The following is a 25,068-nucleotide window of genomic DNA, read 5'->3' on the forward strand; positions in this document are numbered from 1 at the left end:
CTCTGCAAGTAAAAAGAAGAACATCGCAAAAAGTCAGGGGCTTTTGGGCTCCTGGCTTTTTTTTATGAGCCAACAGGCGTCTGCTTTGTCAGTCAGCCTGAGACCTGCCTGTTCCGCTGATCTCAGGCCGAAGAAGCGTGCGAGGGCCTTAGACCGGAGTGAAGAAGGTGCTGACAGCCAGTATCAGATAGAAGGCAAAGAGCAGCAATCCTTCAAGCCATGTCGATTCACCGTCAAGACTGATAATCGCGTGCAATCCGGCCACCAGCCCGAACAGCGCGACTTCCAACAGGGTGAAGTTGAGATCCAGAGGAACGCCGATGATCGCACCAACCAGCACCAGAATTGGCGCGGCCAGCAGCGCGATCTGAATGGACGAACCAGCGGTAATAGCAAGCGAGATCTCCATATGGTTACGTCCGGCGGAGGTCACAGCGGTGAAGTGCTCCGCGGCGTTGCCGACCAGCGGGATGATGATCAGACCGACAAAGAACGGATTCAGCCCGATCTGATGGGTCAGCGGCTCAATCGTGCCAACCAGCACTTCACTCATCCATGCAGTGACGGCGGTTGCCAGCGCAAGCACAAGGATGGGAAGCCAGAGCGTGCCCTTCCATAACGTGCCAAATTTCGCGAACACGCCTGTAGCGGGTTTGCTGGCCTCTGTGTGCTGCTCTGGTTCTGCCTCGGCCTCGTGAGCGGTAACCGGCTGCACGTCGCGAGGATGCGCGCGAAGGCCGAAGACCGAGTAGGCGATGTAGGCGACGTAACAGAGGAGCAGAATGATTGCAACTCCGATGCTGATTTGATGAAGCTGGTTCCCCCGGACGATGACATCTCCGGGGCGCATGCCTTCGCCGACAACAGCAAGCAGTGAGGGGATCGCCATACCGATGACGGCCAGAGCAAGCATCGCGGCGTACTGACCGGCGACGCGCGAGTTAAAGCGCTGTTTGCGATATTTCCACCCCCCATAGAACATGGAAAGCCCCTGCACAAGGAGCGCGTTTCCGATAATGGAACCGGCAATAGAGGCACGCACCACTTCAGGGAGTCCGGCGGTGAGTGCGACCAGTCCTATGATGATTTCAGCGGCGTTACCAAAAGTGGCATTCAGTAAGCCTCCGATGCTCTGTCCCAGGCGCTCGGCCAGGGCTTCCGTGCATAAGCCAATCAAGCCAGCCAGCGGGATCAAGCCCAGAGCGGCCAGCAGAAAGACAACAAGAGGCGATGCGTGGAGGAATTCGGCGATAACGGCTGCCGGTGCGGCAAGAATGAGCAGATAAAGCCAACGCTGCATATCGTCTCCTAACATTTCAACAAAGAATATCGAAAAATGGAAACAGCTCTACCTGAATGGCAGAGAGAGGCGAAAAGAGGAAGATACAATGATGCTCCCCGTGGAAGGAAGGGAGCATTGTATGCGCGAAGGTTGCGGCTGTGTCCACGTTTCCCCTTTCACCTGATAGATTGTTCCCTCTTACAGAACGCAAAGGGCGTATCATCATCAAATGGCTTTTTGCGCTCCCGAAGAAAACCTGATATATGGTGCAGTATAACGGTATATGAGGAGAGAAGCAAGAGGGCTTTGTGAGAGGGAAAAGAGAGGAGCAGGCAAGAAACCTGCTCCCTCAGTGCTGTCAGTGTTGTTTGTTTCCATCAAGCGAAGGTGGCAAGGTTACCGTCGGCGATGGAGGGATTGTTACCGTCGGGCTTGGATCCGGTGTGGTCGTCTCCGTTGCCGTTGGTGAAGGCTCCGTTGTTGCTGTGACAGACGGTGTCGGGGTTGGATCGCCCTTGTCGCCGCCTTTATCCTTGTCATCGTCATCGTCGCCCTTGTCACCCTTGTTGTTATCGTCGGTAACCGTGATTTTAGGCGGAACGACGCCGGTTGTCTGTGGTTCCAGACCCTGGATAGAATAGTCACAGACGCTCTGTTCGCCGTTTTTGGCAAGCAGGCCATCAACCGGTGAATAGGTGCAGGTCTGCACCACTTTTGCCGGTTTATTGAAGTGGGTCTGCTGCGAGAGCCCGGCTGCTTTCGGATCGAACGGCTTGGTGGGACACTTGATCTTGTCCCCGGTGAACTTCTGATTAATATCATCGCAGGAGCGACCGGAAACATATTCCATGACGCTGTTCCAGATCGGGCCTGCACCGGTGATACCGGTTGGTCCACCGTTTTCACCACCGCTCATCGGTTCGCCGTTTGCGTTACCGGACCAGACACTCACCACGGCGTTCGGCGTGTAACCGACCGTCCAGTTATCTTTAAAGTCGTCGGTTGTACCGGTTTTGGCCGCAACCTCATGCTGACAGCGCGGTAGCACGCCGTTGCTCCATTCCCATTCCAGATTGGAACACTCACCGTCCCAGTCCCAGAACGAGAGCGTCGTTTCATCTCCAAACTCGAAGTGACGAGCTTTCTGATCGGTAAGGACCGAGGTCATCAGGTATGAGATCTCAGGTGAGAAGACGCGAATATGCTTGGCTTTCGCGACATCATAATGATAGAGCTGATGACCGTAGTTGTCCCAGACGTCCAGGACACCGGTGGGCGGAATGCGCACGCCTTCATTGGCAAAGGTCTGATAGGCGCTTGCCATCTGGAGCGGCGTTCCGTTGGTGGTACCAAGTGCCTGCGTCAGCTTGGCGTCTTTGTTGAGCGTGGTCAGGCCGAGCTTCTTCGAGATGTTGATAAAGTTGTCCACGCCCACATAGGCCAGCGCTTTCACGGCAGGGACGTTGAACGAGTTTGCCGTTGCGAGACGAATGGACGACTGCTGGTCATTGTATTTCGCACCGTAGTCGGTCGGGTGATACATACCTGACTGATCCTCGGGACTGGTCGGCGCGGGCGTTCCTGCGGGCAAGCCGTTCGGGAAGAACGTTTGATAGTCGGGCAGGACCGTCGCCGGGGACATGCCCATCATAAAGGCGGTGGCATAGATCAGCGGTTTGATCGTTGAACCGACCTGTCGCCCGCTTCCAGCAGCCGCGATGTTATACTGACCGCCTACTTTGGCATCAGTGCTGTAATAGTCGGGGCTCCCGTTCATTGCGAGCACCTCGCCCGTTTTGGCGTTCAGTACCACCACAGCCGACGAGTTCAGGTTATATTGGTCCTTTGCTACGGCAAACAGACCGTTACTGAAGGGCTGTATCTCCGCTTTGTACAGATGGCGCTCAACGGCGTTTTCAACGAACTCCTGGAGCGACATATCAATTGTCGTATGGATGTTGAAGCCGCCTGTCAGGAAGAGGCGGTGCCCGAGCTGGATGTCTCCATTGCCGAGAATCTGTTCCATCTGGGTCTGAATCCAGTCGACAAAGTGGGGCGCTTTTTTAATCGTCCGATAGGGTGTGAAGTCCATTTTGGCCGTGAGATCACTGGCTTTCTTCGCGAGCTCAGGTGTCACCACTCCCAGGCCCTCAACGTTGACCTTTGTATCGATCATTCGCTGAAGCACGATTTTCTGGCGCTCCAGCGCTGCGGCCTTGCTCTTCTGACCACGGGTCGGATCTAAGATGACCGGGTTCTGAGGAAGACCGGCAAGCAGCGAGGCACGAGCCAGCCCGAGAAGCGGGTCCTTCTGGCCTTTGTCGTTATATTCAAGCTTGGAGATGCCAGGCTTACACTTAAAGTTTTTGTCGCATTCTTGCTTGAGATGAAAGTAATTCTCGACGGCCGATTCGACTCCGAGGTTTTGCGCTCCATAGCCTGCGACATTGAAGTACATTTCAAGAATCTTCCACTTGGGATATTTCTGTGTCAGGCTGTAAGCAAGAATTGCCTCGGTCGCTTTACGGGTCAGCGTATGGCTATCGTCACCGCTCAGGTTCTTGATCACCTGCTGGGTCAGCGTACTGCCGCCGCCCGTACGGGTAATCGCGGCGCGTACAATGCCGATCGGATCGAAGCCTGCATTGTCCCAGAAAGAAGCATCCTCGACGGCTGTCTGTGCATCGACCAGCACACGCGGTATGTCCTGATAAGAGACGGGAATGCGCCGTCCCGCGCCCTCGGATTGAGAGTCGTAGACCTCAGCGACCAGATTTCCATATCGGTCATAGATACGCGTATTTTGCTGGATATTCTTATTTGCCAGACTATCAAGACGGTCTGACTGCTGCTGAAAATACTGAAAACCAAGTACGCCACCGGTTATTGTTGATATCAGTATTGCGATTAAGAGCGCAAGCGAGGTCCAGCGGGCCGCTTTTGCGCCTTTCGGGTGTTTCTGACTCCAGCTATCCCAGCGTTTCCCGATCCAGCCACGCTTTTTGGTTTTCTTGCTCCCTTTGTTGCCAGGCTTCCGCTTGTTGATGTCGGGCCCGGGCTGCACCGGAGGCGGGCTTGTGGGTGTTTGCTGGGCGTTTGCCATCCAGCCGTACTGCTGTTGTGCTGGTTGGGAGAACCCCGGCTGCTGAGAAGGGGGCGCGAACCCTGGTTGCTGTGTCGGCTGCTGAGAAGGGGGCGCGAACCCCGGCTGCTGTGTCGGCTGTTGAGAAGGGGGCGCGAACCCCGGCTGTGGCTGGTTCCAGGCACCACTTAACAGCGATTTTGTTGGCGTTTTGGGTGGCATAGGCCCGCCCGGCTGCCCTGGCCAGCTTGAGCCCGGTGGCACTGGCGACGGCGGATTAGGCCCAATGCCGGGTGCTGAAGGTGGTTGGCCCGCGCCATTTTGCTGCTGACGGTAACTACTGAGAAGACCAGTTCGAGGCTTGTTCTGTGGCCCCTGCTGGTCGTTATTTGAGAATCCTGGTTGGCTCCAATTATTGCTCATAATGTCCCCTCATTCTTTTGCAATGAGTGGTTTTTTGCGTGCTGAAACATGTATGTACAATCAGATTTTCCATTTTTTAGCTGTATATCCTGCTTTTGTGATTTTTTCCTCATTGAAGGAGCCCCGACTTGCCTGCTCTGCCTCAACACAGGCAGACGACCAATGTACCCTCACATCATCAGACGGAATAGAGCAATAAAGTTAACCGGAGTCACCAATTTAGCCTGTGACTTCTTGCCCGAAGAAGCCCACAAAGCTGTTTTGCCGATCATATGTCCGATGTGGTGCTGCGCCCGGGGACAGACCAATCGTATAGAATTGTTGAGCATGATGCAAGCCTTTCCGTAGGGGTTCCTGCGAACGTTTCTCAAGGTGCAGGTCTGTATGCTATGAGTATACAATATGTTGCTTTTGATACCAGTGTATCTGGTACTTGCAGAACACAAGAGTATCGGTTCCTGTATCGCTCTCAGGGATCTCTGACTTGAACCCATCCATTCAATAAAACGAAGTAGTGGTACGATATGGCGTGTTCTGTGCCTTTTGGGTAGGTAAAATTGAGTGCTTTCATTCGTCAAACTGATTCTTAAAAAGGATGGAGCATCAGTTGACGGCGCTCTCGTTTTTGCGTATACTCATACTTATGAACTCCATTCTACTTCGGCCTGATTGGCTGATTCACCGGAACCGCAATCACAAGACAAACACCTCCGCCGCGTAAGCCCGGCACCAGGGTTTACGTCGGCCTGACAGGGTGCATCCTGTTTGAAAGCCCGAGCAGCATTGCTTCGGGACGTTGCATCCTGCTCCTCTTTTCGATCCGCGCCGGGTGAGAACTCCACCGCTTACCCGTGCGCTCTGTGCTCTTTTTCTGCTATTTTGCGCGATGTGGTGCTGTCTGTTCTCTCCCGCGCCTTTTTGAATGAAAGGACTCTTTCCCGTGGAAGAGAAAGAAGGACAATCTATCCCTGCCCTCTGGCGAAATCGCACCTATGTGGTGTTCTGGTTTGGGCAGGCTGTCTCAAGTATTGGTGGGAACATCTCGCAGATCGCCTTTCCCTGGCTGGTCCTCTCGCTGACCCACTCTCCGGCGGCGGCTGGCATCGTTGGAATGATGCGTACACTGCCAAATCTGTTGTACCTGATAGCCGGGGCGCTGGTTGACCGCTGGAATCGCAAAGCCGTGATGATCTGGTGTGATCTTGGGCGCTTGTTGAACCTGCTTATGCTCCTGGGTATGCTCTTCTCTGGCCTGATATCGATCTGGCTGCTTGCGTTGAGTGCGTTGCTGGAGGGCATACTGCTTGTTTTCTTCAGCATTGCGCATGTATCCAGCTTGCCCGCTCTTGTACAGAAAACACAGCTTGGAGCCGCACAGGCGCAGGAAGAGGTCACAGAGAGCATCACCGGGCTGGTCGGTCCCTCGCTTGCCGGAGTGCTCTATGCGGCCTCACACCTGTTGCCGTTCCTGTTTGATGCCATATCCTATCTGGTATCGCTGTTTACCCTTTTTCAGGTGAAATTACCTGCCAGAGCGCCCCAGAAGCGGCAGCATCTTCTTCTTGAGATTATGGAGGGCATGGTATGGATGTGGAAGGAGCCGGTGCTGCGGACGATGAACCTGTGCAGTGTGCTGGCTGCGTTGGTCTTGCCCGGAGAGGTGTTGATCCTGATGGTGCTTGCGAAGAGCTATCACGTTCCTGATGTCTGGGTCGGGCTGATTTTCGCGGCTGATGGATTGGGCGCGATTGCCGGCGCATTGATCGCGCCATTCTTGCGGCTTCCGGTTGGCTGGTCGGTGATTCTGGTGCGCTGGTGCTTTGTGCTGTTCTGGCCTCTTAGTCTGCTTGGCGGGAGTGGCTGGATGCTTGGGCTGGTGAATGGGCTGATCGGGCTGGTTGATCCGCTGGAAGATGTGCCCTACTTTAGCTATCGCATGCGTGTCATTCCCGATGAATTGCGGGGCCGCGTCATCAGCGCCTGCCGAATTTTTACCAGCCTGACGAATCCGCTTGGTCAATTGCTGACGGGTCTGTTGCTGGAGCGTCTGGGTGCGACGTCGACAGTGCTGCTTGGTTGGCTGATATTGATTCTGGTCGCAAGTCTGTTTACCCTGAGTCCGCATATGCGCCGCGCTCGCTTGTAGGCGTTCTGGATGGCAGAAGGGAAGCTTCCTTTCTGCCGTCCATTTCAGGAATAGCGTTCATCAGGGAGCAGCTTCGTCAGTACCATCTTCGCCGCTGTACTGAACATCAGCATAAAGAGGCCCGAAGTGCAATAGGAGAGTAAGGTGAGCGTCAGCAGTTCTCCCGTGATGCCTGCAAGCTTGGTAGGTTGTAGCACGCCTATGCCTGTCACCGAGCCGTGGAACAGGAATTCACCGTAGAGGCGGATTGCCCAGGCAAGCGGAAAGAACAGGACGACGGTCAGCAGGCTGGCGATGAGAAAGTGTTTCAGCGTGTAGTGCTCACGTCGCACGACCAGGAGCCGCCAGAAGAGTGCACTGAGGCCGGCTGCCAGGATCGCGATAAGTAACAGCACAAGTTGAAGGAAGGGTGTGCCGGGTCCAGCCGATGAAGGCGCTGCCAGCGCGGGCGGAGTAAAGGCAAGAAAGAGGACGAAAAGCGCGTCAATCCCGCCTGTCAGCAGGGTTCTGGTGAGAGGTCTGGTAACCATCCGGGGAGGTGAAGAAAGTTCTCGCGACATGCGCTCTCTGCTCCTTTCCACTTACCATTGCGGTAATACTGGAATATCTCTATCTATACGCGTGGCACTGTCGTTTGTATTTGTTCATTCTCTTGGGAATTGCGCTTCTTCTCTATACCTCTCTGCCTTGTTCTGGATTGTTGGGAGTATACCATAGAATTGCGCAAAAATATAGGGTGCTGTGAGTTTTCTCCATCTGAGAAAACTCGGGAGCCCCATGCTTTTGTGACGGGGGATCCTTGCGGGGTGATATGTGAGGATTAATGCAGCATGGGGTCCAGCTCCAGATGACCGAAGCGGGTTCCTGCGGTCTCGAAGTTCAGCACAGCGTGAGCCGTCATCGCGTGGACATCGCGCCAGTATCTCTGTAATGGATTGCTGGTAAAAATCGCGCTGCCTCCACTGGTGATGTACATTTGTTCCACTGTCTGTCGACAGAGATGTGCAATCCAGGCGTAGTCCCGTTGCTGACGGGCAATCTGGTGCGAGGAGAATGGGCCGCCTGTGCGAATGGTGTCGAGGCCACGCTGTAGCAGGAGCCGGGCGCTATCGAGCTGCACGCTGATCTCCGCCACGCGAATCTGAACATGGGTCAGGTTGGCGACGCGTTGTCGTGTGAACAGCGTCTGACCTTCTTCAAGCGCCTCACGCCACTGCTCATAGGCTCCCGTAGTTGCTCCCAGAATTGGCGCGATCAGTGCGATGGGAAAGGCGATCGAGTGCGGCAGGTGATAGAGTGGAGCAGTGTAGAGTTGTGAACCAGGCGTGTGAGTGCTCAGGAAATCGGTGTATGGAAGCTGGCGGTATTCGGGGACAAAAGCCTCATGTAGAACGATTGTTTTGCTTCCCGAGCCGCTTAAGCCGCAGACATGCCAGGTATCTTCTATCAGAAAATCGTGGCGGGGAACCAGAAAAAACGCGCTGCCCTGGGGGTGATCCTGCCCGAGAGCCGCGTTGAGTATCGCCCATGAGCAATAGTCGACGCCGCTTGCCCACGGCCACGCGCCACTGATCTGGTAGCCTCCTTTCACCTGACGTGCCGTGCCATGAGGGGCGAATGAGGCCGCAAGCAGGGTATCGGGTTGCGCTTCCCATACATCGCGCTGCGCCTGTTGCGGAAATAGAGCAAGCAAGCAACTATGGATGCAGTAGAGCGAACAGCACCATCCGGCTGAGGCGTCTGCACGCGCAAGCTCGGTCATGGTCGCGGCAAGCGCGTCTAACGAGAGCTCGTGTCCACCCCACTGAGCGGGCATGAGCAGCCGAACCAGCCTGCTTTCAAGAAAAGCCTGCACGATTTCTTGCGCCAGTTTCCGTTGTTGCTCTGATTGCTCTCGATGCGCCTGTATTATGGGAAGCAGCGCTTGAACGCCCTTCACTATATCGGTTATTTCTTGATCTATTGCCTCTGTCATATCTTTTGCTGTATCACCTGTGTCAGGTTGTGCCTCTCTGCTGGCTTGCAAAGCTCCCGGATCGCCATTCATGCTGACACGCCGGATAGTGTGTAATCGCTCGTGTCAGCCTCACTGTAAGAAGCAGTGTACCGGACTGTGTACACATCTCTGTAAGAATCAGTGTACAGGATCGTGTAAGGGCCTGTGAAGCCTTTTCCGTTCCAGTATCCAGAGGGAAAGTTTCCTGAGAGTTTCAAGTTGAGAACTCTGAAGGAACTATAACGGCGTATCATTTCCATTGTAAGTGAAGGACAGAGAATTATTCGTATGATCAAGCAATCCTGGCCGAGAAATACTATCACGATCCAGAGGAGAATGCAGTTATGGGATATCTTCGGAACGCTATTGTAATCGCCGCGCCTCTTGATGATGTCTTTCGTCTGACCAGCAATGTGCGCACCTGGCCGACCCTCTTTTGTGAGTATGAGAGCTGTACGGTGCTCGATGAGGGGCCTGATACGGTCACGTTTCGCCTGACAACTCATCCTGATGAGCAGGGAAAGCAGTGTAGCCGGGAGATGGTGCGCCATATCAGCCAGGAACGCCGTCTGACCGTTGCGGAGCTGCTCTCTTCTGATGAGCCGCTTGCACGTCTGGTTATACGCTGGTGGTATGACCCCATTGAGGAGCACAGCACTGTGATGACCTGGGAGCAGGAGTTCTCGTTACAGGAGTGTGCGCCCATATCCGATGAAAAGGCAGTCAATTATTTTAGCGAGCAAGCCAGACAGCAACAAGCTGTGATGAAAGAAAGAGTGGAGCGGCTGTGGACTTCTGCTGTTCAGGAGCGGCTGTTTTAAAAACCTGCTGTATTTCAGTCCTGTACGCTGCGCGATATGATGAACTTGTGCGAATGACCTTGTTTTGAGCATGGATGTAATGTAGCGTGGGGGAAGGTCGGGTGAGCTCCGGCCTTCTCTTCTTTTTGCTGGAAGAAATCTCGATGAGCGGGCCGCAAATTCCACTCTAAAGATAGAGGCACATGTCCCTATTTGTCGCTTTATCCTGTGAAGTGTATAATGTCTTTGTTGGCTTGCTTGAGGCAAACCCATGCCGGATACTGGCTGGCCTCTGGAGAAACGTGGAAGAAAGGATAGGATGAGCATGTTTGAGGAGGCAACCACTGAACCGGCTTTACTGGCGGTTCTATTAGCACAAAGACAGGAACAGCAGGCGGCGTTTCGGGCGTATTTCTTCGGTCCTTTTCGACTGATTCAACAGAACAGGGTTGTGGAAGGCCCTATCTGGCGGCGCAACAAGATTCGTTCGCTCTTAAAGTGGTTTCTACTGCATCCCGATCGGCCTTTTTCCTCCGATTATCTGGTTGAACTGTTCTGGCCCGATACCCCTGCCGAGGCTGCACACCGAAATCTCAGGGTGAATATCCACTATTTGCGTTATCTGCTTGAACCCTGTATTGATCGCGGTCAGGAGTCACAGTATATCTGTCGGCTGGCGAATAATTTCTATCTCTTTCGCCGTGACGCCTCCTGGTGGTGCGATGTCTGGGAAGTGCAGCGCCTGCTCGATGAGGCGAAAGAGCAGGAACGCGATGGCAATAGCAACCGGGCAGCTTTCCTCTATCGAAAGCTGGTCAGTTATTTTGAACGTGGCTTCTTGCCCGAAGATATTTATGAAGAGCACCTGATCCCCTTCCGAAGCCAGTACGAGCGGCTACACCTTCAGATGCTCACACGCCTTATTGACATCTCAATGGAGAAGCGCGAGCTGGATGATGCCGCCGAGTATGCCTATCAGATCCTCGCGATTGACCCCTTGCATGAACCTGCAATCAAAAAGCTGCTCAGTATTTATCGACTTCAGGGGAATTATTCCGCCGCCTCTCGGACGCTGCACGGCTTCCGTCACTTTTTTAAAGCTGAACTGGGAGTTGAGCCCTGTTCCCTGCAAAATGAAGAGCTCTAGCTATACTCACTTCTCACCGTGAGTGAGAGACGAGCGCGCTTTTCACGTATGAATAGCGCCTGGTTTTATCATTTTTGGAAGTCCTTCATTGCGAAAACATGCAAGAATGGATATAATAGGGAAATCTTCTGTGTTTGCCTTTCCTTGAAAAAGCGAAGAAATGATACATATATGTAGAGCTATAAAGGATAGAAGAGTGTATGTCAGAAAAAGATCTGGTTGAGCGAACCCCCTCCCCCCTGACACGGGCCCGCCTTACCCGGGAATTTCGCGCGCTCGGTGTGAAGCCGGGCATGACGATCATTACCCATTCCTCGCTGAGCTCGCTTGGTTGGGTGTGTGGTGGTCCTATCACTGTCGTGCAGGCTCTCATGGACGCTCTTACCCCCGATGGTACCCTGATGATGCCGACCCAGAGTGCAGGAAATAGTGAGCCGTCGAACTGGAGCAATCCACCTGTTCCACGCGAATGGTGGCAAATTATTCGTGATACAATGCCTGCATATGATCCTCGTATCACACCAACACGTTCGATGGGTGCTATTGTTGAGGCTTTTCGGACTTTTCCTGGCGTCATGCGTAGCTCTCACCCTGCCGTCTCTTTTGCCGCCTGGGGCAAGCACGCGCAAGCGCTGGTCGGTTCTCACTCGCTCGATTACCCATTTGGCGAAGGGTCACCGCTGGCTCGGCTCTACGAGCTGGATGGCTGGATTTTGCTGCTAGGCGTCGGGTATGATAGCAATACGTCGATGCATCTGGCGGAGCATCGAGCGCCCGGACAGGTACCTGTTCAGCAGGGTGCGGCGCTCTATGAGAATGGTGAACGCGTCTGGAAGGTGTATCAGGATATTGAGGTTGATTCGGATATTTTTCCACTAATCGGTGCTGACTTTGAGCAGCATACGAATCTGGTTATCACAGGGCATATTGGCCTTGCAGAAACGAAACTGATACCGATGCGCCCTCTGGTCGATTTCACGGTAGAATGGTTTACAGAGCGTAGAAGGCATGATAGCTAAAAAGGAAGAGGGGAAACAACTTCCCTCTCTTCCAGCAGAAAAGGTGATAGCTAGTCTTGGTCGCTGCGGCGCAGAGGTAGCCAGATCTCGAAGCGTGAGCCTTTGCCCTCAACGCTGTCCAACAGAATGCGCCCCCCATGCGCTTTCACAACCCATTGCACGATAGCCAGACCCAGGCCGCTACCACGTGGTGCCTCCTCCGGTTGCTCGGTGTCTGCTCGCTTCACCGTGATGCGATAGAAGCGTTCAAACAGGTGCGAGAGGTGTTCCGAAGCGATGCCAGGCCCATCATCTTCAACGCGGAGCCAGCACCAGCCGTCTTTCTTGCCTGTTCCACATTCAATGTGCACTTCTGACCCTTTCCCGGCACTGTACTTGATCGCGTTCTCGACCAGATTTTGCAGCATCGAGACAAGGTACGTGCGATCGCCGGTCACTGGTACTTCGGGCAATTCTCCAAGCGAGAGGTGTAAGCCCTTTTCCTGGGCAAGGGGTGCGAGACGCTCGACCACATCAAGCACGACTTCACTGAGATCGACCCGCGTCTTTTCAAGCAGGGCCTGTCCTGTTTCAGCGCGTGCCAGCAGCAGCAGATCATTGACGAGGCGGCTGATATGCTCGTTCTCGGCGCGTACCGTTTGTAATGCGCTTTCATAACGCTCGATTTGTGAAAGAGCTTCCTCATAGGTATCGGGCTTGCGCTGCCCCGTGAGCGCCTGATTAACTGCTACATTCATGATCGTTAAAGGGGTACGGAGCTCGTGACTGGCATCGGCAGTAAAGCGCCTCTGATGCTCGAAAAGCTTTTCCAGCCGATTGAGCATGCTGTCAAAGGTCGCTGCCAGTTCACCCAGTTCGTCGCGCTTCTTCAGGTTGAGGCGGCGGCTGAGATCTGTTTTTCCGATCTGGCGGGCAGTGCTGGTAATTATATGAACAGGCCGCATTGCCCGACTCGCGATCCAATAGCCACCAATGGCGAGAATAATGAGAATAAAGGGAATAACAAGCGAAAGGTTCAGCAGGACGCGCTGGAGAATGACCTGTGAGTCAATCTGACGTCCCACTACGAGAGACCCGGCAGGCAGTCCCTGAGCCGTGAGAAGCTGCATCTTGCAGACCTGTATCTCAGGCTGTTTGGGTTCGGTTTGACAGCTATAGCTACTGACCATGTGATTCAGTGGCTCCAGTGATATGCCCAGAACCGCCCCATATGAGGTGACGAGATTCCCGTTTTGATCGTAAATAGCAACCCCTGCGTCCTGAGGAAGATCCTTTTGTGCTATCTCGAATATCTGGTCTTGTTGTATTCTGCTTAATTGCACATCTGTTTCCTCATTCCCATTTTTCCCCTCTTGAACAGTGACCTGGTACCAGTTCTGTACTGTATTCCCGAGCTGCATAACCTGGCTGGAAAATTGGGCCTCGTCCCGCTGATAGAGCGTCTGCGCAAGGGTATAGTACAGTAGCCCGCCCGAGATGACGAGCAGGATAGCGGTTATGCCAACATACCAGAGCACCAGCCGAAAGCGAATGCTTGTGAGAAAGCTGAATAGCCGTGTGAGAGGTCGGTTGCTTGCTGGCTCGTAAATTTTTGCATCATCCATGCTTTGTTGATTCCTTTCCAAAGTCGGGGGCGCGTAAGCGATAACCCGCGCCGCGAACGGTTTCCAGCATTTTGAAAGTGAAAGGCTCATCGATCTGACGGCGTAAGCGGCGTACTGCAACATCAACGGCATTGAGCGTTCCTATCACATCGTAGCTCCAAAGGTGCTCAGAGACCATTTCACGCGTTAGCACTTGATTTGGGTGTCGCATGAAGTATTCGAGCAGCGAAAAGCCACGCGTTGAGAGGACGATGGGGCAGCCTTCGCGCTCAACATAGTGGGTGGCAGGATCAGCGATCAGGTCACCCACACGCAGCACGCCGCTTTTATCAGGAGCATCGCGACGCAAGAGCGCCCGAAGCCGCGCTAGAAGCTCGCTCATGTCGAACGGTTTTACCAGATAGTCATCAGCCCCGCTATCCAGTCCCTTCACGCGATCAGAGACGGCATCACGGGCAGTAAGCATCAGAATCGGCGTTCGTTTTCCCTGACTGCGAAGCGTGCGGCAGATGCTCAGACCATCTTTGTTGGGGAGCAGAATGTCCAGGATGATAGCGTCATATGGCCCGATTTCCGCATATTCCAGGCCCGCAAGCCCGTCGAACGCGTCATCCACAGCGTAGCCCTCGTTTTGTAAGCTCTTTTTTAAGAGCTGATGAAGCTGGTAATTATCTTCGACCAGCAGAATACGCATGAGTTCTCTCCTTTTGCCAGAATCACCATACCATAGTATCCCGTATTATTCTGACAGAGTTCTGACAGCAAGCTCCGTTGAGCTAAAATCACCCTGAACATTACCCAACACTGATGGATTGTCAGGAGGCGTTCGTTCTGCTATAGTAATGCTTCCGGTGTTGGGTAATCAAAGGAGGGATGCGATGGCACAACGTGGATTGACGGCGATTGTCTGGTGCGAGGAGGAGCAGGCCTACGAGCTGCAAACAGCGGGGAAGACGTGCCTGTATCGGAGCGAGACCGAGGACGCAGACTGGTTTTCCAATCTGGCCGCTTGCTCGGGATTTCGCTTTGTGGGCAGACATGGGCATATGACGGTGCGGAAGGAGTCGCGCAAGCGTGGTTCGGGCTACTGGTATGGATATCGCCGGCGCAACGGACGCACGCATAAGCTGTATATCGGGCGCGATGCTTGGCTAACGTTAGAGCATCTTGAGCGTATCGCGCAAAAGCTTGCAGAAGAGACTGAAGCCGAGCCTGCGGATCCGCCGCTGCTTGCGGCCAAGTTGCGAATGCCGCGCCTGGCTGCCTCGTTGATTCGACGGGAGCGGCTGCTTGAGCTCTTTGACACGCTTGGTGAGCGTCAGATGCTGCTGGTTACAGCTCCGGCTGGTTCGGGCAAGACAACTGTCGTCTGTCAGTGGTTACAGCGCCAGGCGTTGCCCGTTGCGTGGGTTGCGCTTGATGAGGCAGATAACGATCTGTCACGCTTCTGGCGCTATGTGATAACAGCCTGCCAGACGCTGCATCAGGATGCTACCTGTACGGCTCGGGAACTCCTTGCCTCCCTGCTACAACAGCCTGAAAACGCGCTGACCCTTCTGCTGAACGCGCTTGCTGAGAGCGATCAGCCTGGGATTCTGGTGCTCGAAGATTACCATCTCATCACGATGCCTCGTATTCATGAGACGCTTGCCTTCTTTCTTGAACACCTTCCGCCCTCTTTACACGTTCTGCTTACCAGTCGCTCGGAACCTCCTTTGCCGCTTGCACGCTTTCGTGCTCGGGGCGAACTGGGGGAAGTTCAGGCAAGCGATCTACGTTTCTCGCTTGAGGAGGAGCGGCTTTTTCTGCGCCAGTTTCTTGAGCGCCTGCCAGACGAGAAAACGCTACATCGGCTTGACGCGCGGCTTGAAGGATGGGCTGCCGGGTTGCGGCTCCTTGCACTGGCGCTTCAGGGTCGGCAATCGTTGCGGGAGCTCGATCGGTTTGCAGGGAGCACACGCCCGCTTCGCGAGTATTTTGTGACAGAGGCTCTCAATGCGCAACCCGAGCCCCTGCAGCGTTTCTTACTGCTGACTGGCGGCTTGCCACGAGTTGCAGGTTCGCTCTGTGATGCAGTGCTCGGGCTGGCTGACGAAGGGACATATCTACTGGAACGGCTGTATCAGAGCGGCCTGTTTCTGGAACCGCTCGATAGCGAAGGGCGTTGGTATCGCTATCACCCGCTGTTTGCTGAGGCTATGCAGGCTGAAGCGCGGCGTCGTCTGGGTGATGAGGCGGTACAGGCGACATTGGAACAAGCGAGCTTCTGGTTTGAACAGGAAGGGCTGCTTGTCGATGCGGTTGAATGCTCGCTTCAGGTGCGGGATATGGAGCGGGCCGCGGCGCTTATTCTGCGCATGGTCAGCGAATCGCAGTTTCGGGTTGGACTGCGCTATTTTCATCTGGTCAACGAGCACTATACGCTGTTGCGCTGGCTCAAGCAGCTCCCGAAGCCGTTGCTCTGGCGTTATCCGTTGCTCTGCTTGCGTTATGCGGAGGCGCAACTGTTTGCGGCACTTTTGAATAACCGCCCTCCTCAAGAGATGAAAGAGCTTGAAGAGCCGTTGCAAAGAGCCGAGCAGGGGTTCAGGAGTGAGGGGAATCTCTCTCGTCTGGGAGAAGTATTCGCCTTTCGGGCGACGCTTGCTCGGCAGCGAGGCGAGATGCGGGAAGCTGTTACCTGGGCTCATCAGGCTCTTACCTGGTTGCTGCCAGAAGAGCAGGGTTGGCGAAGTAGTTGTCTGGGCATTATCGGTATCGGGGCGCTCTACGAGGGTCATCTGCTGGATGCATCACGTTATTTCGCGGAGGCACTGGCAAACGCTGAGAAGAGCGGGAATAAGGGATTAGCGCGCGCGCAGTTTGCGTTGCAGGGTGCTGTGCTGGTGGCTAGAGGCAGGTTGCGCCAGGCCGCGGCTCATTATCAGCACGCTCTGCTAGAAGCAAGCAAACAGGGAGATCAGGACGATGTGATGCGTTTGCGGTTGAATCTTGCGGCGATCCATTATGAGTGGAATGAAGTGGAGAATGCCAGAGAGGCCGTCCAGGAGATACAGACCTATGCCGGGCGGATCGGTGACGAGGAGCTTTTTATGCATGCTGAACTCTTGCTTGCTCGTCTAGAACAGGCAGGCAACCAGAGCGAGCACGCCATCCAGCGGCTACAGGCGCTCCTGGAACGGCTGCAAGCGCTGGATTGGCCACTGCGCCTTTCTCTTCTGAGTGAAGTTCGCCTGGCACTGGTACAGCTCTACTGGCTGAATGGCAACCTTGAAGCGGTGCGTCAGTGGGCTAATGATCGTCAACGAGACAGGCATGCTCATAGGCGTCTGCTACACGAGCGCGAGGAGTGTATGGTTGCTCGTCTGGCGCTGGCGGAAGGTCGTTGTGCGGATGCTCACGCTATACTTGCCCCCTTGCTTGATGCTGCCTTACAGGACGATCGCCAGGGTGATGTGCTGGAAATACGTCTGCTGCTTGCTCAGGCAACAAAACAGCAAACGTCCAGAAGCCTGCTGCATGCAGCATTGCAGCAGGCCCGCGCTGAAAGCGGTGTCCAGTTCTTGCGTCGCTTTCTGGATGAGGGACCTGCGCTGTTGTCCCTCTTGCAGCAGCATGCGCCGCATTTCCATGAAAGACCGCTCCAGCTCGTCATACAGAAGATTGTCAGGGCGGCGGACTCAGCACAGCCTGCGGAGCCAGTTGAGCCGCTGAGTGCCCGGGAGCTCCATGTCTTGCGTCTGCTTGCCTCAGGACTCTCCTACCGCGACATTGCGCGTGCGCTGTTTGTTTCGGTCAACACGATCAAGACGCAGGTGAGCAGTATATATCGGAAGCTTGGCGTCAATACGCGGCAGCAGGCATGCTCAGTTGCCAGAGCGCTCCAGCTCTTGCCTCAGCAGAAGTAGTGAGAAAGCTTTTTGTTGTGTTTGCGGTGAACTCACAGAGCAGTCACAAACGTGATCTACTCTATAGAGGGAAAACAACACGTCGATAGCAAAAAGCGAAGCGTAAGAGCGCATACTATAGTTGAGTTTACAGATGGTGGAAAGTGTTTTTCCTGCTTTCTATTTGAGAATGGATGAATGACTATCGAGTAGAAGGAGAGGCCTTCTCTAAAAGGAGCGACCCCGATGACCAGGTCTTTCAATAAAAAGAAGAATCTCCCCTCTGTTTCGCCAGATATAGTTCAGCAGGTGGGGGAGTCACCGCTGTGCCTTTCTCGCCCTACCTCCATGCATCGACTTGACCTTGAAGGGAAGCCACTTCTTTCCTCGACTGAAAGCCCTGCCACTGTGACCGCAGAAGAGCAGGAATGGCTCCACTTCTGGCAACGATACGCGCCATTACAGAAAGAAGATATGCTGAAGGATGCACGATCAGGAAAGATAAAAACAGTTACCTGCGATATGCGTGACGAAAAGGGTGAGAGGCATTGGTGGGATGTGACGATTCTGCCTGTTTTTGGCGCTCAGGGCGCATTGAATCATTTTCTTGTTCTTACCAGTGAGGTAACAGCATATCATCAGATACAAGCTGCATTGGAAGAACAATTGCGCTTGGCTCAGTTGAACATGGATGTTAGCATAGCGCTTACCCGCGAGTTGTCCTTGCAGGAGATGTTGAAACACTGTGCCGCAGCGCTTGTCAAGAACCTTGGAGCAGAGCGGGCCTGTATCTGGACGCTTGATGAGCAAGAAAAGGTGCTGGAGCTTCAGGCGGATGCCGGGGTGCCCATAGAGAACCGGGTTGAGCATATGCGCATTCCGCTTCAATCGAAGCTTATAGGGGAGATCGTGCAAACGAAGCGGCCCATCCTGACCAACTCCCTGCTTGACGATATCGCTCCCGAGGGCCGGGAAGCAATCCAGAAAGCGGGGATGGTGGCTTTTGCTGGCTTCCCCTTGATGATTGAGCAGCGGGCCGTCGGGGTAATGGTTGTGTTCACACGCAATCCGCTGACCGGGGCAACGTTCCATGCAATGGAGTCAGTGTCGCTTGGCATCGCACTCGGTATTGAGCGGAAGAACGTGGAGGAGGGACAGAAGCGGATGGGATTGCTTATTGAGCAATCAACGAATGCGATCTGTGCCGTCTCTCTGGATGGCTATTTGCTGCAATATAATCCTGCCTGTAGCAGGATGCTTGGTCTTCCGGCTCAGTCTGCACCCCGTTCGCTCCGGCTGCTGGATTGTTTTCCGCAGAAGGTGCGTCAGCGTTTGCAGGAGGCGCTGAGGCAGGTACACGAGACAGGGCAATGGGAGGGCGAGCTTGAGCTGCGGAATGCGAGTAGCGGCAAAGAGATAGTGATTGCGCTCAGCATCATTTTAGTTGCCGATCCTCAGAGCCGGCGGTCTGGCTGGTTGGCTCTGGCGGCTCATGATATCACAGCTCAAAAGCATGTGGAAAGCACCCTCAAGAAGAGCGAGGAGATGTTTCGGACGCTGGCAAATCAGGCTCCTATGATTATCTGGCGCTCAGATGAGCATGGCAATGTCATCTATGCAAATGAGCTATGGAAGCGTTTCACGGGTTTGGAGGTGAAAGAGGGAGAGGATAGCATGAGCTGGCTTTCACTACTTCACCCTGAAGATCGGTCAAGGATTATAGAAGCGCGTACGGCTGCACATAAAGCTCGTCGAACGTATCAGGATCAGGCGCGTATGCGTCGTGCGGATGGAGAGTATCGTACCCTGGTTGTTACCGGTTCTCCCTGTTATGATGCCCGGGGCACGTTTTCCGGCTTTATCGGCGTGAACATGGATATCACGGAGCGTCAGCGGGCAGAGGAAGAGCGTACTCGCTTGCTGCACTCGCTGGCTGTGGAGCGGTCGCGTTTTGAAGAGGTGCTGCGGAACCTGCCTTCTGGCGTGCTGATTGCTGAAGCGCCTTCGGGGCGTATCATGATGGGAAACGAGCAGGTTGAACGAATTTTTCGTGGAAAGCTATTTTATGCAGAAAACGTAGAACAGTACAATGAGTGGACTGGCTGGCATCTGGATGGAACGCCAATGCAACCGCATGAATGGCCGCTTGCTCGCGCTGTACATGGGGAATATGCGACAGAGACTGTGAAGTACCTGCGTGGTGATGGCACTATCGGCTTTATTACCATGAGCGGTGCTCCTATTAAAGATGAGCATAATAATACTGTTGCTGGTGTTGTGGTTATAAATGATATTACCGAACAGAAGATGTTAGAGCGTAAACAGGAAGCTTTCTTCAGCATCATCTCACATGAGCTCAAGACGCCTCTGACCGCCATTCAGGGGAATGTCCAGCTCGCGATGCGGCGTATCAAGCGGATAGAGCAACGAGAGGAGCTGCCCGAACACCTGGCGCAATCGTTTGATGACATACAGGGCTTCCTTGATCGCTGTCAGCAGCAGCTTCGGGTGCAGAATCGGCTGATTAACGATCTGCTTGATATCTCGCGGGCGCAAAGCGACAGGTTGGAGATACACCCGAGCCTCTGTGACCTCTACGAGCTTGTCACTGAAACGGTGCTTGATCAGCAGAGTGCTCAGCCGCAACGCGAGATTCGGCTTGAGCTGCCGCCAAAGGAGCGGATTCAGGTGAAGGCCGATCGCGATCGAATCGGTCAGGTGTTGCTGAACTATCTGACGAACGCGCTGAAGTATTCGCCTGTTGATAAGCCTGTGACAGTTGGACTGGATGTGGAGCCGCGACAGGTGCGGGTCTGGGTTCGTGATCAGGGGCCGGGACTCTCGCCGAAGGCGCAGCGACAGGTCTGGGAACAGTTCTACCAGGAGCCAACCATACAGGCAAGTAGTAAGATCGGTGTGGGTCTGGGCCTGGGCCTCTACATCTGCCAGAAGCTCATCAGAGATCATCAGGGAGAAGTCGGTGTTGATAGTAAAGAGGGTGAGGGTTCGACTTTCTGGTTCACCCTGCCATTGTCTGAGTAGGTCAGCGGGCTCCGGAAGCACCTTCGGAGCCTTTTTCTTCTGTCGGGAAATGGTACCGATCTGCACGTATTGCATCTATGTATGCCGTCACATCTTCTTCAGGATATCCAAGATAGGTGAGCGTCTGGCGCACGATCTCAAGCCCCCCTTCCAGTTCAGGGTGAATGACATCGGTCGCACCGAGCGCGAAGAGCTGCTGTATACCCGCTCTGGTGGCGGCCCGAACGATGATCGGCACACCGGGAGCCATCTCATGAACATTCGCGACCACGATTTGAGCGCTGGTTTCATCAGGCAGAGTGATGACAACTGCACGCGCATCTTCAACATGGGCATAGCGAAGAATTTCGGAGTTTGCGGCGTCTCCATAGAGAACGGGGATGTGATGACGCTCTAGCTGCTCAACGCGCTCTACATCGAGATCTACGACCAGATGTGGAATATGCAGTTGTGTCAGCACGCTGACCATATGCTCGCCGACCCTGCCATAGCCGATAACGATGACGTGCTGATACATGCTGCGGTCTTCTAGCGTCTTGGGGATCTGACGTTCAAAGAGCCGCCAGAGCGGAGGAACGTGCTGTATCCCTGCTCTCAATGGCCGAATCAGCCAGAAGAGCAGCGGGTTCAGGAGGATCGAGAGGAGTGCCCCGGCCAGTAGCAATGAATACTGCTCCTTTGCCATCAAGCCCAGGGCGATGCTGGTTTCGCCGAGGATAAACGAGAACTCACCGATCTGGCTGCGCCCGGCTGCCAGCTCCAGGGTTGTCGTTGCTGAGCGAATGAAAAAGGCACCCTGAAGCAGCGTCAGAAGCCATTTCCCGCCGATAATCAGCGCGGTAATGATGAGCACCATGCTGCTTGCTGTCCAGAACGAGGAGACATTGACCAGCATCCCCACGGAGACAAAAAAGAGGGCAGTGAACATCTCGCGAAAGGGCAGTATCTCGGCGCTTGCCTGCTGTGAGAGCCGCGATTCATTGATGACGACCCCTGCCAGGAACGCGCCCAGAGCCAGCGAAACCCCGAAAAGGAGCGATGCGCCAACCGCCGTCCCGAGCGTAATCACAATGATCGCAACGGTAAAGAGCTCATGTGAACGAACGTGCGCCAGATGCGCGAGGAGCCAGGGAATCAGGCGCGCACCAACAACCAGCATCAGCACAATAAACGCGAGTGCCTTCAGCAGCGCTAGCCCCGTAATCTGCCACCAGGTGCTGGAAGCCGCGGCGGAGAAGGTGGGCAGCAGGACCAGGATCAGCACCGCCAGAATATCTTCAAAGACCAGCCAGCCAAGTGCGATACGGCCCGCGAGGCTGTTGAGGATCCCGCGATCCATAAAGTTACGGAGCATAACAACCGTGCTGGCAATCGAGATCGCGATCCCGAGCAATACGCCTGAGGTCAGCGACCAGCCCCACAAGCGTGAGAGCCATAGGACCAGCAGCGTGATGACTCCGGTTTGGAGTAATGCCCCGGGAAACGCAATTGCTCGCACCGCCCATAGATCTCGAATCGAGAAGTGCAGGCCGACATCGAAGAGCAGAAAGATTACCCCGAGCTCGGCGAGCTGCTGAATGGTGTTCAGATCACCCGATGGCCCCGGCGTAAGCGGGCCAATGACGACGCCTGCCAGCAGGTAACCAGCCATCGGGGGAAAACGGAGCTTATGGGCCAGAAAACCGCCAATAAAGGCCGCCGCCAGAGCCAGCGTCATATTAATGAGTATTGGAAAACCGTGCATGCCGCTCTCTATCTGACGTTATGGGTGGGCGCACTGCTACAAACATGTATAGTAAAAGAAGAATGGGTCTCTCTTTATTGTACCTGGTCGATTGAGAAGCGCTTTGGGGCTGCATAAAAAAGCGCCGGATCCCGGAGCAGGTGTTTCCGGCGTTTGGGGTGTGATATTGTATGGAGGGTGCTTCTGTCAGGACATGCGAGTATAGCGCTGAAGAATCTGTATAATCTCCTTGATCTTCTCTTCTCCCTTTCCTTCTTGAATTGCCTCTGTCACACAATGATTCATGTGCCTCTCAATGAGCTTCAGCGCAACCTGATTCAGGGCTGATTGTGCGCCGGCAATCTGGGTGAGAATATCGATGCAATATTGATCTTCGTCTACCATACGTTGAATGCCGCGCACCTGCCCTTCGATGCGGCGCAGGCGTGTCAGCAATTTTTGTTTTTCGTCTGTGGTGTGATGTGATGCCATGATACTCCTTCGTATGTTCTCGATACCCCCGCACCCTATCATAAGAGAATGCGGGGAGGTTGTCAAGCCGAAGTGGAAAGGAACCCGGGTATTCCCGAGTTCCCTTTGTAAGCGCTTGTCAGGCGCTCTGATCGTTCAGACGCAGGCCCCGAAGCAACTGAGCATTCAGTGCAACAATGATGGTCGAGAGCGACATCAGCACTGCGCCAAATGCTGGCGGAAGCACAAAGCCAAGCGGTGCAAGGACTCCTGCGGCCAGCGGAAGCGCGATCACGTTGTAACCGGCTGCCCAGGCCAGATTTTGCAGCATTTTTCGGTAACTGGCCTTACTCAGGGTGATGATGCGCAGGATATCGCGTGGATCATTTTTCACCAGCACGATTCCGGCAGAGGCCCGAGCGACATCTGTGCCCGCACCGATTGCGATCCCGACATCTGCCTGAGCCAGCGCAGGAGCGTCGTTGACACCATCACCCACCATTGCCACCTTCGCCCCGGAGCGCTGCAATTCCCTGACCTTCTCGCTTTTATGTTCCGGCAAGACCTGAGCGAATACTTCATCTATATCAAGCTCTTTTGCCACCCACTCAGCCACCTCCTGCGAGTCTCCGGTGAGCATTGCAACCCGGATACCCTGCTTTTTCAGCGCTGCCACGGCTTCCCGGCTCTCCGGGCGGATCACGTCGGCCAGCGCGAATGCTGCCTGTACGGTACGCTCTTCGAGCAAGTACACAACGGTCTGACCGCTGTGCCCCCACGCGCGCACCGTGTCTACGAATGCCGTCGGTAGTTGTACGCCTGCCTGTGCCAGCAAGCGTGGTCCGCCAACCTGGAACGTGCGTCCCTCGATTTGCGCTTGCACGCCTCGGCCGGGCAGGGCCTGGAACTGGCTGACCTGTGGCAGCGACAGATGACGCTCCCGGGCGGCGCTCATCAGGGCGCGGGCGATAATGTGTTCGCTATCGCCTTCAATGGCGGCGGCGCGGGCCAGCGCCTCGTCTTCGCGCACTGTTGGCTGTGTCAGCATGCGAACCAGCCCCTGTTCTCCTTTTGTCAAGGTGCCGGTCTTATCAAAGATGACGGCGTTCAACTTGCGAGCCTGCTCCAGAGCCAGGCGGTCGCGAACCAGAATCCCGTTTCTGGCTGAGAGCGCTGTAGAGATCGCGATGACCAGCGGAATGGCCAGGCCAAGCGCGTGAGGGCAGGCGACAACCAGTGTTGTGACGACGCGTTCCAGCGTTACATCATTGAAGCCCTGAGCAATGGTCCAGGCGATCAGCGTGATGAGTGCGACCCCGGCGGCGACGAAGGTGAGCCAGTAGGCGGCTCGATCAGCCAGCGCCTGAGCCTGACTGCGGCTTTGCTGTGCCTCTTCGACCAGGCGCATGATGCCGGCGAGCATCGTTTTCTCACCTGTACGCACGACGCGCACGCGCAATGAACCACTTCCGTTGACCGTTCCGGCGATGACCTCTTCGCCCGGCTGCTTGTGTTGCGGGCGCGACTCACCGGTAATCATGCTCTCATTGACCTGGCTTTCGCCTTCAAGAACCACGGAATCGGCTGGAATCTGGCTTCCCGGGCGTACCAGCAGCACATCATCCATTTGAAGGGCGCTGACCGGTACCTTCTCGGTGCCCGATGGCGTGATGCGTTCAGCAACGTCTGGAAGGAGCTTTGCCAGCTCTTTCAGGGCGCTCTGGGCGCTACCGATGGCCCTCATCTCCATCCAGTGACCAAGCAACATGATGGTGACCAGGGTTGCCATCTCCCAGTAGAAGGGCATTCCGCTGACGAGTCCGAAGCTAACAGCCAGGCTATAGATGTAGGCGGTCGAGATCGCCAGCGCAACCAGCGTCATCATGCCGGGTTTGAAGACACGCAACTCATCAAACGCGCCTCGCAAGAAGACCCAACCACCATACCAGAAGATGACGCTGGCGAGGATGGGTTCAATCCAGGCCGAGCCGGGAAAGGTCGGGAGATGATAACCAAGCATGTGCTGAACCATCTCCGCCAGGGCAACGACCGGGATCGACAGGACAAGCGAGATCCAGAAGGGGCGCTTGAACATCGCTTCACTATGCCCGGCGTGCTCCGAATGGCCTGCATGTCCTGTATGGCCCCCATGTTGCATAGGCGCATGCTGATTACCACTTTGCGTAATGTGCTGTTCATGATGCATATGATGATGCTCTGCGTGTTGCTCATGGGAGTGCTGTTCATGCGCTGCCCTTGAGCCGTGGTGGACATTACGCGTTGCTGTCTCTGCGTGTTTTGAATGATTATGCTGCATATGATGCAAATCCTTTTCCTGAAAAGATCTGGAATAATTTCTTTATGATCTATACCCCCGGCGGGTATGTATAGTATATATACCCTGACTGGGTATGTCAAGGGGTATGTGTGATGAATTTTGAAAATT

At 54.7% G+C, this 25,068-nt stretch carries 16 protein-coding genes; 6 read left to right on the plus strand and 10 right to left on the minus strand.

The window, feature by feature from the left end; all coding sequences use genetic code 11:
* Positions 1-148: 148 nt before the first annotated feature.
* The 3 genes from cax to EI42_RS33275 form a co-directional block, all read right to left on the minus strand.
* Entirely contained in the window at positions 149-1,300 is a 1,152-nt protein-coding gene (gene cax, locus EI42_RS14690) for a calcium/proton exchanger (protein WP_170142631.1), read from the minus strand.
* A gap of 340 nt (positions 1,301-1,640) precedes the next feature.
* Positions 1,641-4,787, minus strand: coding sequence for a transglycosylase domain-containing protein (locus tag EI42_RS14695; protein WP_111323274.1), 3,147 nt, complete (start codon positions 4,785-4,787; stop codon positions 1,641-1,643).
* Between the two features lie 170 nt (positions 4,788-4,957).
* The gene (locus tag EI42_RS33275; RefSeq protein ID WP_211326177.1) at positions 4,958-5,116 is read right to left on the minus strand and encodes a hypothetical protein; all 159 of its coding nucleotides are present in this window, start codon (positions 5,114-5,116) and stop codon (positions 4,958-4,960) included.
* A 611-nt stretch (positions 5,117-5,727) separates the two neighbouring features.
* Here EI42_RS33275 and EI42_RS14700 point away from each other — a divergent pair.
* Entirely contained in the window at positions 5,728-6,933 is a 1,206-nt protein-coding gene (locus EI42_RS14700) for an MFS transporter (RefSeq protein WP_170142632.1), read from the plus strand.
* Positions 6,934-6,977: 44 nt separating this feature from the next.
* Here EI42_RS14700 and EI42_RS14705 read toward each other — a convergent pair whose 3' ends face one another.
* Together EI42_RS14705 and EI42_RS14710 are read right to left on the minus strand one after the other, a co-directional pair.
* Positions 6,978-7,493: a hypothetical protein gene (locus tag EI42_RS14705; RefSeq protein ID WP_111323278.1), complete on the minus strand. Its 516-nt coding sequence runs from the start codon at positions 7,491-7,493 to the stop codon at positions 6,978-6,980.
* A 260-nt stretch (positions 7,494-7,753) separates the two neighbouring features.
* The gene (locus EI42_RS14710) at positions 7,754-8,908 is read right to left on the minus strand and encodes an acyl-CoA dehydrogenase family protein (RefSeq protein WP_170142633.1); all 1,155 of its coding nucleotides are present in this window, start codon (positions 8,906-8,908) and stop codon (positions 7,754-7,756) included.
* A 365-nt stretch (positions 8,909-9,273) separates the two neighbouring features.
* On the opposite strand from EI42_RS14710, the gene EI42_RS14715 reads away from it, so the two are divergent.
* The 3 genes from EI42_RS14715 (at position 9,274) to EI42_RS14725 (ending at position 11,895) form a co-directional block, all read left to right on the plus strand.
* Complete coding sequence (locus tag EI42_RS14715; protein ID WP_111323282.1) at positions 9,274-9,750, plus strand: SRPBCC family protein; 477 nt, start codon at positions 9,274-9,276, stop codon at positions 9,748-9,750.
* A 298-nt stretch (positions 9,751-10,048) separates the two neighbouring features.
* Positions 10,049-10,876, plus strand: coding sequence for an AfsR/SARP family transcriptional regulator (locus EI42_RS14720; RefSeq protein WP_211326178.1), 828 nt, complete (start codon positions 10,049-10,051; stop codon positions 10,874-10,876).
* 200 nt (positions 10,877-11,076) lie between these two features.
* Positions 11,077-11,895, plus strand: coding sequence for an AAC(3) family N-acetyltransferase (locus tag EI42_RS14725; protein ID WP_111323286.1), 819 nt, complete (start codon positions 11,077-11,079; stop codon positions 11,893-11,895).
* Between the two features lie 50 nt (positions 11,896-11,945).
* Here EI42_RS14725 and EI42_RS14730 read toward each other — a convergent pair whose 3' ends face one another.
* Positions 11,946-13,499, minus strand: a complete 1,554-nt coding sequence (locus EI42_RS14730; protein WP_170142635.1) for a sensor histidine kinase — start codon at positions 13,497-13,499, stop codon at positions 11,946-11,948.
* On the minus strand, positions 13,492-14,193 hold the full coding sequence (locus EI42_RS14735) for a response regulator transcription factor (protein WP_111323290.1): 702 nt from the start codon (positions 14,191-14,193) through the stop codon (positions 13,492-13,494). The genes EI42_RS14730 and EI42_RS14735 overlap by 8 nt, the downstream gene beginning before the upstream one ends.
* Before the next feature lie 184 nt (positions 14,194-14,377).
* Between EI42_RS14735 and EI42_RS14740 the strand changes: the two genes are divergently transcribed.
* Together EI42_RS14740 and EI42_RS14745 are read left to right on the plus strand one after the other, a co-directional pair.
* Complete coding sequence (locus EI42_RS14740; RefSeq protein WP_170142636.1) at positions 14,378-17,407, plus strand: winged helix-turn-helix domain-containing protein; 3,030 nt, start codon at positions 14,378-14,380, stop codon at positions 17,405-17,407.
* 225 nt (positions 17,408-17,632) lie between these two features.
* On the plus strand, positions 17,633-20,428 hold the full coding sequence (locus EI42_RS14745) for a PAS domain S-box protein (protein ID WP_111323294.1): 2,796 nt from the start codon (positions 17,633-17,635) through the stop codon (positions 20,426-20,428).
* A gap of 1 nt (position 20,429) precedes the next feature.
* On the opposite strand, the gene EI42_RS14750 is transcribed toward EI42_RS14745, so the two are convergent.
* The 3 genes from EI42_RS14750 to EI42_RS14760 form a co-directional block, all read right to left on the minus strand.
* Positions 20,430-22,172 carry a cation:proton antiporter gene (locus EI42_RS14750; protein WP_111323296.1) on the minus strand — a complete coding sequence of 581 codons (1,743 nt, stop codon included), beginning with the start codon at positions 22,170-22,172 and terminating at the stop codon, positions 20,430-20,432.
* A 186-nt stretch (positions 22,173-22,358) separates the two neighbouring features.
* On the minus strand, positions 22,359-22,643 hold the full coding sequence (locus EI42_RS14755) for a metal-sensitive transcriptional regulator (RefSeq protein ID WP_111323298.1): 285 nt from the start codon (positions 22,641-22,643) through the stop codon (positions 22,359-22,361).
* 118 nt (positions 22,644-22,761) lie between these two features.
* Positions 22,762-24,939: a heavy metal translocating P-type ATPase gene (locus EI42_RS14760; protein WP_174843893.1), complete on the minus strand. Its 2,178-nt coding sequence runs from the start codon at positions 24,937-24,939 to the stop codon at positions 22,762-22,764.
* Positions 24,940-25,068: the final 129 nt, after the last annotated feature.

It is taken from the genome of Thermosporothrix hazakensis (assembly GCF_003253565.1).
GTDB classification, from domain to species: Bacteria; Chloroflexota; Ktedonobacteria; order Ktedonobacterales; family Ktedonobacteraceae; genus Thermosporothrix; species Thermosporothrix hazakensis.